Raw genomic sequence first — 12,855 nt, forward strand, 5'->3', positions numbered from 1 at the left:
GCAAACGTTATCGTCGATGCGCAATTTAGCAACAATGATGCAAGATACTGGTTATAGTTTTTCCTGACTCATAGGATTTTTAAATAGATAAGATCACGGGATCTCAAAGGGCCCACCTTGCTGAATCGCCCGCTGCCAGGCAGGGCGCATTTGCACTTTGCTGTACCAATTCTGCAGATTCGGTAAGTCGTTAATGCCACCTCGCGAGAGCAACGCGATCACCGGGAAACTCATCTGAATATCTGCCGCGCTAAACGCCTGCCCGGCAAACCACGGATTTTGTTGCAGCGAATCTTCGAGATAGCGCGCATGGGTCATAATCTGTTTATTCAAATAAGCCTTTTGCACTCCCTGCCCTAACACCTTCCCCACCGGGCGCAATAACCACGGAACTGGTGCTTTCCCAAGACTGCCGAACACCAGCTTCATCATTAATAAAGGCATTAACGATCCTTCGGCGTAATGCAGCCAAAAGCGGTAACGGAGTTTGTCTTCATTGGTAATAGGTTTGAGGCGGCTTTCGGCGTCATACGTTTCTTGCAGGTATTCAATGATTGCCCCCGACTCCGCGAGGATATTGCCATTATCTTCCACTATCGGTGACTTCCCTAATGGGTGCACGGCTTTTAACGACGCGGGTGCCAGCATGGTTGGTTCGCGCTCGTAGCGAACAATCTGGTACGGCACCTGTAGCTCTTCGAGCATCCATAAAATGCGCTGCGAGCGGGAGTTATTGAGATGATGGACGATAAGCATAAGGTAACCTTTTGTTTAGCAAGATGAGTTAACTATAGGTAAATGTGCAAAGAGTGGAGCATTAAAATCGTTCAAAAAACATTCAAAACCACCTTGAAACCTGGCTGAGCAGAACTACAATTAAGTTGTCAGTGCAATCCGGAACCTCCTGAGAATGTGTAATTGAGGGACGCTGATGTCGGGGGAAACCCTCCTTGCGAAAAGCGGGATAGATCGAAAGACAAAGACCGGGAATAAACTAAAGCGCCGAAGTTGGGCGCTTTAGTTTTGCCTGCTATTGAGGTTAATCATCTTCCAGTAAACGAGCACCCGTCCCCTCTTCACCGAGTTTATCGCCTGGGTTTCGCAGCGGGCAGTCAGCACCCGATAAACAACCACAGCCAATGCAGCCATCAAGTTCATCGCGCAGTGCGGTCAGCATATTGATGCGCCGGTCCAGTTCTTCGCGCCATTGCGACGACATCTTTTTCCAGTCGTTCTTATTAATTTTGTGCCCGTCTGGCAGCACCCCAAACTCTTCACCGATGGTCGCTAACGGAATGCCGATTCGCTGGGCGATTTTAATAATGGCAACGTTTCGCAGCACATCACGCGTGTAACGACGCTGGTTTCCACTGTTTCGTCTGCTTTTGATAAGCCCTTTGCTCTCGTAGAAGTGCAAAGCCGAAACGGCCACGCCGCTACGCTTCGCCACCTCGCCAGGACTGAGTAAGGGTTTAAAGCGCGGTAATTTCTTTTCCATAATGCTCTTTACCTCAAGTTAACTTGAGGAATTATACTCGCTGCCAACAAAACCGGCTAATCGTAATCAGGATGGCTTATGGCACACCAGGACATTATTCAAACTTTGACTGAATGGATTGACGATCACATTGATCAGCCGCTGAACATTGATGTTGTGGCAAAAAAATCAGGCTATTCAAAATGGTATCTTCAGCGGATGTTCCGCACCGTGAAGCGCCAGACGTTAGGTGAATACATTCGCCAGCGCCGTTTGTTGATGGCGGCCAGAGAGCTTCGAAATACCCAGCGACCGATTTTTGATATTGCGATGGACTACGGTTATGTCTCTCAGCAGACATTTTCGCGTGTTTTCCGCCGTGAGTTTGACCGTACACCAACCGATTATCGCCACCACGCCTGATAAAGTTCGTGGAAGAGTTGTTGCCTGACAGCCCGATAAGATGGGTCAGAAAATGCGCCGCAGAACTGGCGATTAAAAGAACAAATGTGATATAGTTCACAAATCCTGTGAGACAGGATTCTTCTTACATTTTCTGTACCCACTCATTCCCCCTGACGGTCCCTGAGCTGTATTTGCCGCGCCTTGTGTCGCGCTAACCGTTGAGCGTAATGAGTTATGCTTAAGGAACAGTTTTCATGGCGGCAATTACCACCAGCGTTTTACTGATGCGCTGGCCTTTAGTCAGTGCGGTTTTGATGTTTTTAGCCAGCACGTTGAACATCCAGTTTCGCAAATCCGACTATACGTTTTTGGCAATCGTCAGCAGCTTGCTGGGAATCGCTTCTGCTTTGTGGTTTGCGACCGGTTTATTGGGTTTAAATCTGGCCGACTTCCCGGTGATTTGGGCATCGTTTAAAGACATAATGATCGAGATCTCAAGCCATGCACCGCCAGAATGGCCAATGGTGTTGACCTGATTGCCAGGATTAGAATTGATAACGGCCTCATTGTGAGGCCGTTTTTGTTTTTACGGGTTAGCTTTTGCCATCGCGGGCATTCACCGTACTTTGCCTGAATATAAGCTCAGCTTTGGCTCTACTACCTGGCGGTTCATCGTGGTTGGCGATTTTTTCCAGCATGAGTTGGCAGGCTTCTTGCGCAAGCCGTTTCTCATTTTGCCTCATCGACCAGATGTTGTTGGCGAGGAAACTCAGCATAATATTGTCATCAAAAGTGCCAATATTAATTTCATGAGGAATATAGCCATACCGCTCACGCAACACCCCCAGCGCTCCTTGCAAAATCGGCAATGATGAAGCAATGAAATGTTGCGGCCAGGAATGATGGGTGTCGATGTAGTCCGTCATCATTTTTTCCCCATCGCTCAACTGGTTGTGCCCAGCGCTGCTGATATGCGCAGGTGTCCACTCTATGCCATGCTGTTCCATTGCTAAATGATATCCGGTCAAACGGTCAATTATCGAAGGAGAATCTGGATCACCTACAAAGAATTGAATCGGTGCATGAATATGGTTCAACATTGCGTCAGTCAGCCTAAAACCGCTATCAACGTTATCCGTCACCACGCAGCATGTACCTTCTACCCCAAAATCCCGGTCAAGAAATACCATCGGCTTCAGGCAATTTTTCAGGTAATGCGCCTGACTTGTCGCATTCGTCGATACAACAAAAATCCCATCAACATTGCGATTTTCCAACGATTTCACTAACAGATTTTCATACGCAGCATCGTTGTTGGTACTACTTATCATCAACTGATAACCCTGTTCGCGACAGCGAGCCTCCAGTAATTCAGCCAGTACGGAAAAGAAGGGGTTCGACAAGCGCGGTATCACCAGTCCAAAGGTGTCAGTCTTATTCAGTTTCAAACTACGCGCCGCAAGATTGATGGTATAGCTATGTTTTTTAACGTAGCTATTGACCCTTTCCTGGGTCTTTTCGCTAATGCGATATTTCTGCGCATTACCGTTCAACACCGCACGTACCGTTGTGATGGAGACACCAAGATCCACGGCGATTTGCTCAATTGTCTTTGCCAATCTAATCCTTCCTTAGCTGGAGCTGGTTTGTTTACGCCAGAATGCTTTCAAACGCGGACCAAAAATCGGTAGCAACAGTGTCAGTATCGCGATACCTAAGAACACTGCACAGACCGGGCGCGTCAGAAATATCATCGGGTCACCTTCGGAGATAACTAACGTGCGGCGGAAATTCGATTCTGCCATTGGCCCAAGAATAATACCGATGACGATCGGAGACATCGAAAAGTCCAGTTTGATGAGAATGTAAGCGGCAAGACCTGCCCCCATCATCACAAACACATCGGTCATATCATGGTTTACGGAATATGCTCCAACCGAACACAGCACAAAGATAATCGGCACCAACACGCGGCGCGGCACACTCATCACTTTGGCAAACAGGCGCATACCCATAAAGCCCATAATACCCATGAAGATATTCGCGGCGAATAACCCAATAAAAATGGAGTTTACTTCAACTGGATGCTCCGTAAATAACTGTGGCCCAAGTGCCAGGCCCTGTACCATAAATGCACCCATGATAATTGCAGTTGCGCCATCTCCTGGGATTCCAAGTGTCATCAATGGCACCATTGCACCACCTGCTACAGAGTTTGCACCTGCTTCAGGGGCTGAAACACCTTCAGGTGAACCGTGGCCAAATTCTTCTGGATGTTTTGACCAACGTTTGGCTTCGTTGTAGGCAATAAACGAGGCAATATCGCCACCAGTTCCTGGAATTGCTCCGATACCAGTGCCAATGACAGATGAACGAATATAAGTTGGCATCACACGTTTAATGTCAGACCAGGTCGGCAAAATACGGTCAATTTTGCTTTTGGTCTGGCGCACAATACCCGCAATGCGCTCACGGTGATCTTCCTCAAGGCTTAATAATCCTTGAGAGAATGCAAACAAACCGACCAACACAGGAATAAATGAAATCCCGCCCATTAAATAGATTGAGTCAAAAGTGAATCGCATTCCGCTGGTCATTGGGTCAAGCCCAATGGTGGCAATAAATAAGCCCAGAACACCGCCAATAAGCCCCTTAATAACGGACTGCGAAGAAACACTAGTAATAATGCTGATACCAAATATCGCTAATGCAAAATACTCAGCAGAAGAAAAACCGGTCGCAACTTTCGCCAACAATGGCGCGATTAAAACCAGCGCAATGGTGCTGAACACACCACCAAACATTGAAGCAAGGGTCGATAAACCCAGTGCACGTCCTGCTTCACCCTTCTTCGCCATCGGGTAGCCATCAAGTACAGTGGCTGCCGAAGCAGGTGTGCCTGGCGTGCTGATTAAAATGGCCGTAATCGAACCACCGTAAACTGCACCGCAATACACACCCAGTAGCATCAGGATGCCGGTCATCCCCTGGAATGAATAGGTTAGCGGCAGCAACAGCGCAATTCCCATATTCACCGTTAATCCGGGCAGCGCACCAATAATAATCCCCGCCAGAACACCCAGCAAAATCATGCCGGTAGTCTCTAAGCTGAAGACTATCATCAGGGCATCAAGAATTTCGTTCATCATGACCTCTTATTACTCGGAGAAGATGGATTCCGGCAGCGGTGAATTAAAGACAATCTCAAATGAAACATAAATACACAGGACAATTAACGCAGTCGTAATTGCAATAAACAATGGGCGTCGCTCACCCATCACCCACATGATGGCGGGAATCAAAACCAGCGACGAAGCAATAAATCCGGCGTAACAAAGTGCAATCGCATAAATCACCATAAGGATGGTGACACCATAGGCTTTACGAACCGGAAAAGATGAGAGATCGGCCTTCTGGCTATTGTCTCCAGCACCTTGAAAATAAGTACTGATGCACAGGATAATTCCCAAGCCAATAAATAGCCAGGCCAGACAATAAGGCCAGAAGCGCTCACCTAGTATTCCGTTTTCATCAAACATCGGCATATTGCGCGAAAGGAAGATAATTGCTATCCCCAGTACCAGTGAGAACATCCCAACAAAAATATTCTGCGTACGCATTGTTGTTTCTCCCTCCTGCCGTAAAATGGCAGGAGTCTCTATGTTGGTTGATTACTTTTTCTTAGTCTCAGCAATCAATTCGCCGTACATCTGGTCATCTTCCTTCATCATGTTATAGGCGTCGTCACCAGTAATAACGACTGGCATGATGCCTTGTTTTTTCAATGCTTCCTGATAAGCCGGTGTTTTCACAACTTCAGTGAAGGCATCAACCAGCTGTTTCTTAATGTTGTCGTCAACTTTTGCGGTAGTCGCCAGAACCGCCCAGGCACGCATTTTGACGTTAACATCCAGATTCAGAGCTTCTTTAAAGGTCGGGACGTCTGGGAATAATGGGAAACGTTTTTCATCCATGACGCCTAGCACTTTTAAAATACCGGCATCGACCTGAGATTTAACTGAACCAGGTGTCGTTAATACCGCATCAATATGTTCGCCAACCAAAGCGGCGATTGAAGGGCCAGTACCTTCGTTATAAGGAACACGATTAAATTTAGTGCCAGTGATTTTCTCGATATTTATCGTTGCCAGGTCATAAATAGCCCCCATGCCAGAGTTACCCACTTTAATTTTTCCAGGGTTTGCTTTAGCGGCATTAATAAACTCTTGCAGCGTGTTATACGGTGATTTGGCATTAACGACGACGGCAACCGGATCGGCAATCGTGGTAGCTATCGGCGTGAAATCTTTATAAGTCACTGGAGATTTCCCCTGGTGCGGGAACATGGCTAATTCAACGGTAGTCATCACCAGCTTATATCCATCCGGGCGGGCTTTTGCCACTTCAAGCAAACCGGTAATACCATTACCCGCAGGTTTATTTACCGGAACCATCATGGTGCCAGATGGCATTTTGTCGCGAGCAAATTCAATTACAGTACGTGCAGAAGTATCAGTGCCACCACCAGGATTCTTTGGAATAACAACATCAATATTCTTTTTTGGATAGGTAAGAGTTTGTTCAGCATGTACCGCCCCAAAAGGCAGCAGCATCAATAAGGCACATAACAGGTTCTTCATAGGGTACTCCGCTGTTTTTATTTATTGTGGGTAATGACTTGGTAAACGATGTTTGTTCGATTAAATGTCCACGTCAGATGTAAAACGTCCCCTTCGGCAATAATGGCTGGGTAGGAAAATTCACCTTTGCTGTGTTCCAAAGCCCAGGGCTGCGACCACGTAGCACCATTATCTTGTGATCCCAACAAGGCAATCGGATAACGGCGCCCCCAGTTTCCTTCAACAGGATTACACGCCAGGACCAGAGTGCCGCAGTCCAGACGAACCACATCAATTCCACTGTTATTATTGGGAAGCGACGTGGCATAAGCAGCGCACCAGCTTCGGCCATAATCAAAAGAATCAGTACGATAGATCTTTCCACGCGTACTGCGTAGCAACGCGTGAATATTTCCCGGTTGCGATTCCCACAACGTGGGCTGAATCATACCATCCCAGGCGAACACTTGCTGCAAGTCGCATTCCCACAGTGCATCGTCTTTAAGACCTTGCCAGATATTTTCCTCTTGGCCATGAACAGGTTGCTGATGTTCAAAAGGAATGTCGACTTTGAACCAGGATTCTCCACAGTCAGAAGAAATATCGACAAAGGCATCCCAGTGCCGCTCGTTTTCTGTAGAACCCGGAGCTAACCACTCACCGTTGCTCATCACCAGAAGTTTGTTTTTTACGGGACCACGCGGCATTGGATCGCCATTAATTAAGGCACGTGGATCGCTCCAGCTAAGGCCTCCATCGTGAGAAACCGCAACACGCGTGGCCCAAGTGTGCACATCCGGCCCGACTTTATAAAACAGCCACACCGTCCCTTGCTGGTAATGCAGCACGGGATTCCAGTGCGCCATCCCCTCTTCAGCCATGATGCGCTGCGCGGGTTGCCATTCATTATTTTGCGCACGTGCGAGCCAAATTGCGGTATTACCACAGCCCTCTTTACTCCCTGCAAAAAATGCCACCAGAACACTTTGCTGTTCGGGCAATATCACCAGCGTCGAAGCATGACATTGGGCAAAATCCGTTTGCGATTCAGGCAACAAGAACTGGCGACTTTTTTGGGTGAAGGACATCCACTCTCTCCTTAAATCGCCAGTGTTTTCTGAATATCTCGCCCCAATTGCACCATGCTCTCGATCGCCTGCGGGAAGAAGGTTTCACTGTAGCCTTGGCTGGTGCGAACCCGACAAATATGGGTCGAGAAATTACCAATTTGTTGCTGGAAAGATTTGGCACACACCGGGTAATCCAGGTTTTCAGCCAGCGCCGCAGTAGAAAGGTAATCTGCCAGTCGACGCGCTTTGTCCGGCTGGCTTTGCCAGTTTTCATATAGCCAGACATACAACTCAGGATGGAAGTTAGCCATCACGCCGCTGTATGCCTGGCATCCTGCCTGCAGTGAAGCCAGTAACGTTTGGCTATTCGCATTGGCCAAATGCAGACGACTGCCTTTGGTCAACTCCAGACGTCGCGTAATTATCGGCAGGCTACAACAGGTGTCTTTGATGAAGGTATAACGGCCACTTTGCGCACACCATGCGACTGTTTCTTCACTTAACAGTCGTTTGTACGGGAAGGGACATTCGTAAATACCCAGATCCACATGTTTAGGCACATCTGCGGTCAGGCGCTGTAAATTTTCCAATGCCAGCGCATCGCTTTCTCCAGCCAGAGCCAGCCGGTTACTGATGAGGATTACCGCATCTACACCGGTATCAGCCATTTTAATAAGCTGTTCACGCTGGTGGTTGAACGCATTCGCGGTATGCCCGGATGCCACAACCGGCACTCTCCCATCCACACATTTCACGACAAATCGCACCAGTTCAAGGGACTCTTCATCGCTGAGGAAAAACATTTCACTCGACTGACAGTCTGCAAATAAACCATGCACACCTGCCGACAGATACCACTCGATTAAGCGTTCAAGCGACGACCAGTCGATCTCTTTTTGTTCGGTAAATGGCGTTAACATCACCGGCCAAATACCACGGTATTTTTGTTCGTTCATCAACTCGCCCTCTTACAACATCCGAATCGCGTCACCGGCAATCTGCACCCTAATTCCTTGGGTCAGCGACTGGGCAACAAAGGCCTGCAATACCGTTTGCAGTTCATTTTCTGGCACATAGGCCACTGTCAGGTGATTACTTTGGTGGCCCGCCATCAGGTCATCACGTCCAACACCATCAAGTACCGCATTGAGCAGTGGCCATTCGTAGCAAGTAGCGCGACGGCGGCGTTCAAACTCATCAGTTGGTAATTCCACGGCATGCCCGGTACCGATATGCATGATGACATCACACCCTTCGTAATGCGCTCGCGCCCAAATGAAGCGCCCGGCCTTGCCCTGCCCGCTGATGGTTGATCCGCCATAAGGGAAGTACATCGCTGGCTGACGGTAACCCGTAGCTCCGGCAATACCGCCTTTCAGATGCTCAAACGGTACGGCACCCGAGATTTCAAGATCCCAATAGAAAGTGCCCTGATATTCACTGCCCCAGCGGATGTCATGCAACGTGGTTTCGGCAGGCAGAGAGAATGAAGTTAATAAGCGCCATAACATGGTTTGCGGAATAGCGGTGCCCATGTCCACTTCGTTGATACATGGAATAGGTTGCCCGGCACAGATGATGTTGCCCTGCTCGTCCGGGATCGGGAATCGTTCAGTAGAGCCAATTGCGCCTTCTGCAAAATCAGAGGCAGCACAGCTATCTTTCAGTCCTTGCTGATACTGGACACCCACCGCAGACAGACCAAAACGCTGCACAAATCGCGCCATGGCAATCATCATTGCGCACTGTTCTTTAACCTGCTCGCGGGTCAGCTCTTCACGGTCATTTTCGCCAAACTGGAATTTCATGCCGCGTTCCTGATACCAGTTGAGGCACTCTTCACGCAGTTCATCAGGCACTTTTGCCATCTCAACCAATAATGCCGACTGAGATAACGATTCGATTGGCATACCGACATTCACCATCGCTTGCTGCGGGAATACGCCGTTAATCATCCCCATGCAGAAAGTGTCAAAGAGGCCAAGAATCTCTTTGTTTTTCAGAATGTATTCACCGGCTTTACGCCCCATATCCCCCGCTGATGTCGCCATTACCGAATGTGTTGGTGCGACATCTTTCAGGTAACGGGTCGAATGCTGCAATGAACCGTAGCGCAGCCAGGTTTTCAGGCCGTTAAGGAACAAATCGTCATCAAAATTTTCTGACCACAGACGCGAGTAGGATTTGCCAAGACTGGTTAGAGAGCCCGCCAGGCACAACATGCCAACTAATCCAGGCCAGGTACCATCGAAATTTGCCAGTAGTAAAACCGGGCCTTTGTGATGCACCAGCGAAGGGGCGACGTGATGCGAATATTGCCAGGCAGTCAATAAAACAATCACTGGTGCATTTTCATCAATCTGAGCAAATAAATCGCTGCCCTGGCGTTGGCTGCTGATAAATCCATGACCACGTTCTTCATCAATCGGATGAGCACGTATCATGCTATAGCCCAGGGAACTCAAAGCATCCTGCAATTTCGCTTCGTATTTTTGCTGCACCGGCCAGCAGGCAAGATTCGCTGATTCGCGTAAATCAGCATTGGTCACCATCAGGATTTCATTTTTACCCGCGGTTATTTTTTGAGGCACAGAAGGTAGAGTTTGCGTAATCACGTTCTTATTCCTTTTATGTAATTAATTAGCCCCGAGGTATTGCTGCATAACAGCCTGATAGCGCTGCTGGTCCTGATACATTTGCAGATACACCTGATATTTCGCGTCGTGGAATGCACGGTGTGCATGGTCCGGTTTAATAGTCTTATCGAGTCTGACCATTGCCCTGGCCGCACTTGAAAAACTGTCAAATACCTTGCAGGCAACAGCACCGTTGAGTGCAGCTCCCAGCGTGACGGCATCTTCTTCTTCAACCAGATAGATAGAGCGCCCGGTGGCGTTAGCATATTCACGTAACCAGAGCGTATTTTTGCTCGCCCCACCGCATAACGTTATGGAGTCAATTCGCTGCCCGTGTTGTTCCATGGTTTCGATAATATGACGAGTGCCATAAGCGATAGCTTGCAACGTGGCGAGATACAGCCGGGCCAGAGCTTGCTGACCCTTTTCAAGCGTTATCCCGGCGACCATTCCTTTAGCGCTGGCATCTGATCGCGGTGAACGGTTGCCATGGTGATCCGCCAGAATATGCAGTTGGCGTGTAGGGTATTGTTCGGTTTTTTCTAGTTCAGCAACCCAGTGGTTGAGGATTTGATATACGCTACAACCCAGTGCAGCAGCTTCATTTTTCAACCCAGGCCACGCATCGCTTTGCATCAACGTCCAGTCAACCAGTGCACCAGCAGCACTTTGCCCACCCTCGTTCAGCCACCAGCCTGGGTACATTGCCGCAAAGTAAGGCCCCCAGATGCCAGGGACAGATTTGGCTTCCTGGCTCACAATCATGTGGCAATTCGACGTCCCGCTAATTAGTGCAAGATTTGCTTCAGGCGCGGCAGCTACCAATGCCAGGCCGCCAGCATGAGCATCGATTAAACCGCTAGCGACAATCACATCGCTGGTTAGGCCCAACTGGACTGCTGAGTCTGAGCACAATGCACCAACGGGTTGCCCAATTTGAATAATCTGTGGTGGAATTTTGTTAACTAAATCAGTTAATTCAATAGATTCCAGCAAACTTTGGCTAAATCGTTCTTCATGCGCGAGATAATTCCATTTACAGGTCAGCGTGCAGACACCTGCAGCATCTACACCTGTTGCACGCCAAACGAGGTAATCGGCCAAATCAAAAAAACGCCAGGTAGATGCGTAACGCTCTGGATAGTGCTGTTTCAGCCAGAGGATTTTAGGTAATTCCATCTCAATGCTGACTTGCCCGCCAACGTATTGCAGCGCTGAATCATTCGTCTCATTGATACACTGAGTTTCAACGCCTGCCCGGTGATCCATCCACATCACAATGTCATGATCGGCATCCCCTTCCTCGCCAACCGCCACTGGCTGGCCGCGATCGCCTACCGCCACAAGAGAACAAGTCGCATCGAATCCAATAGATGCCACTTGCTGGGGTTGCACGCCCGCAAGACCTATCGCTTCACGCACCGTTGTGCAGACTTGTTGCCAGATATCACTGGAGGATTGTTCGACCCGATTGGGCGGATAATGAAACTGCTGAATAGGGCGTACTGAAAATGCCAAGCGGGTTCCATCCATAGTGAAAATACCTGCTCTGACACTTGCAGAACCAACATCAACGCCAACAAATAATTTAGTCATTTTTCTGCTCTCATCGGCTACTGCGTCGAGAAAGCATATTGGTTTAGTGAATAAGTAAACACAACTCGCCGCTGTCTATTTTGTGATCAGCCCGACAAGGCGTGGTTTGCTTCAAATGAAGATCAAAGGTTAACTATTTGTTTTTGAAAAGTTTAATTGAGAGTGATTTTTGTACTATTTTTTAGGGCGGGCGCTGAAAAAATCCAGAGAGTAAAACGGGCCGGAATGATTTCATTCTGACCCGTTTTACGTCTAACAACAGGAATTACGTCCCGGAATAAATGTCGAAACTAAAGTATTTCGAGGCGAGTTTTTTATACGTTCCATCCGCAATAATCTGGCTTATCGCTCCATTGAGCGCTTCACGTAATTCGGTATCATCCTTTCGCAAACCAATTGCTGCACCGGCACCGAATAGTTCAGGGTCCTGCAACGCTCCGCCTATCATGGCAAAATCTTTACCCTGGGGTTTATTCAGGAAACTGTATTCCGCCATTACACCAGACAGCACAGCACCATCAATACGCCCGGACTCTAAATCCTGAACGACCAAATCAGCCCCTTGGTAAGCAACGACATTTACGCCAGAATTACGCCAGTTTTTATTGGCATAGGCTTCCTGAGCAGATCCCTGCTCAACACCAATCGTTTTACCTTTTAACAGTTCAAGCTCAGGTTTAATGTTGGTATTTTTATGTGCGACCAGAAATACTGGGCCGTTATAAATTTTATCGGTAAAGGCGACCTGCTCTTTTCGTTTTTCAGTCATATACATCCCGGAAAGAATGGCATCAAACTTTCTGGCTTGCAGCGCAGGAATAATCGCATCGAAATTATTCTCTACCCAAACGCATTTCGCCTGGAGTTTCTCGCAAATAGCATTTCCTAAATCAATATCAAAGCCGACCACCTTGCCATTAGCGTCTTTTGATTCAAAAGGGGCAAATGTCGGGTCCACACCAAAACGGATTTCTTTAATATTATTTGCCAATGCCGAAGTCGTCGCCAGCAGAGCAATTAATGGCAGTATATATTTTTTCATATTAGTTCCG

The 12,855-nt window shown here is 48.1% G+C and carries 13 protein-coding genes; 2 read left to right on the top strand and 11 right to left on the bottom strand.

The features are described 5' to 3' along the window. Positions 1-93: 93 nt before the first annotated feature. Entirely contained in the window at positions 94-756 is a 663-nt protein-coding gene (locus AC0IXI_RS21875) for a glutathione S-transferase family protein (protein ID WP_134186120.1), read from the bottom strand. A gap of 283 nt (positions 757-1,039) precedes the next feature. Continuing rightward, complete coding sequence (gene soxR, locus AC0IXI_RS21880; protein ID WP_064515406.1) at positions 1,040-1,498, bottom strand: redox-sensitive transcriptional activator SoxR; 459 nt, start codon at positions 1,496-1,498, stop codon at positions 1,040-1,042. A gap of 78 nt (positions 1,499-1,576) precedes the next feature. On the opposite strand from soxR, the gene soxS reads away from it, so the two are divergent. Both soxS and AC0IXI_RS21890 read left to right on the top strand, forming a co-directional pair. Then, the gene (soxS, locus tag AC0IXI_RS21885; RefSeq protein WP_064515404.1) at positions 1,577-1,900 is read left to right on the top strand and encodes a superoxide response transcriptional regulator SoxS; all 324 of its coding nucleotides are present in this window, start codon (positions 1,577-1,579) and stop codon (positions 1,898-1,900) included. Between the two features lie 236 nt (positions 1,901-2,136). Next, the gene (locus AC0IXI_RS21890) at positions 2,137-2,418 is read left to right on the top strand and encodes a YjcB family protein (RefSeq protein WP_064515401.1); all 282 of its coding nucleotides are present in this window, start codon (positions 2,137-2,139) and stop codon (positions 2,416-2,418) included. A gap of 57 nt (positions 2,419-2,475) precedes the next feature. On the opposite strand, the gene AC0IXI_RS21895 is transcribed toward AC0IXI_RS21890, so the two are convergent. From AC0IXI_RS21895 to AC0IXI_RS21935, 9 genes are all read right to left on the bottom strand, one after another. Then, on the bottom strand, positions 2,476-3,501 hold the full coding sequence (locus AC0IXI_RS21895) for a LacI family DNA-binding transcriptional regulator (protein WP_471683103.1): 1,026 nt from the start codon (positions 3,499-3,501) through the stop codon (positions 2,476-2,478). 12 nt (positions 3,502-3,513) lie between these two features. Further along, on the bottom strand, positions 3,514-5,028 hold the full coding sequence (locus AC0IXI_RS21900; RefSeq protein ID WP_471683104.1) for a tripartite tricarboxylate transporter permease: 1,515 nt from the start codon (positions 5,026-5,028) through the stop codon (positions 3,514-3,516). A gap of 12 nt (positions 5,029-5,040) precedes the next feature. Further along, entirely contained in the window at positions 5,041-5,502 is a 462-nt protein-coding gene (locus AC0IXI_RS21905; protein WP_471683105.1) for a tripartite tricarboxylate transporter TctB family protein, read from the bottom strand. A 51-nt stretch (positions 5,503-5,553) separates the two neighbouring features. Then, positions 5,554-6,522, bottom strand: coding sequence for a tripartite tricarboxylate transporter substrate binding protein (locus tag AC0IXI_RS21910; protein ID WP_471683106.1), 969 nt, complete (start codon positions 6,520-6,522; stop codon positions 5,554-5,556). Positions 6,523-6,539: 17 nt separating this feature from the next. Next, positions 6,540-7,589, bottom strand: a complete 1,050-nt coding sequence (locus AC0IXI_RS21915; RefSeq protein WP_471683107.1) for a sialidase family protein — start codon at positions 7,587-7,589, stop codon at positions 6,540-6,542. An 11-nt stretch (positions 7,590-7,600) separates the two neighbouring features. Next, complete coding sequence (locus AC0IXI_RS21920; RefSeq protein ID WP_424221032.1) at positions 7,601-8,527, bottom strand: dihydrodipicolinate synthase family protein; 927 nt, start codon at positions 8,525-8,527, stop codon at positions 7,601-7,603. Between the two features lie 12 nt (positions 8,528-8,539). Beyond that, positions 8,540-10,186, bottom strand: a complete 1,647-nt coding sequence (locus AC0IXI_RS21925; RefSeq protein ID WP_471683108.1) for a signal transduction protein — start codon at positions 10,184-10,186, stop codon at positions 8,540-8,542. 21 nt (positions 10,187-10,207) lie between these two features. After that, the gene (locus tag AC0IXI_RS21930; RefSeq protein ID WP_471683109.1) at positions 10,208-11,803 is read right to left on the bottom strand and encodes an FGGY-family carbohydrate kinase; all 1,596 of its coding nucleotides are present in this window, start codon (positions 11,801-11,803) and stop codon (positions 10,208-10,210) included. A 265-nt stretch (positions 11,804-12,068) separates the two neighbouring features. Further along, positions 12,069-12,845 carry an ABC transporter substrate-binding protein gene (locus AC0IXI_RS21935; RefSeq protein WP_413499436.1) on the bottom strand — a complete coding sequence of 259 codons (777 nt, stop codon included), beginning with the start codon at positions 12,843-12,845 and terminating at the stop codon, positions 12,069-12,071. Between the last annotated feature and the right edge of the window lie 10 nt (positions 12,846-12,855).

It is taken from the genome of Buttiauxella sp. AC038 (assembly GCF_979253565.1).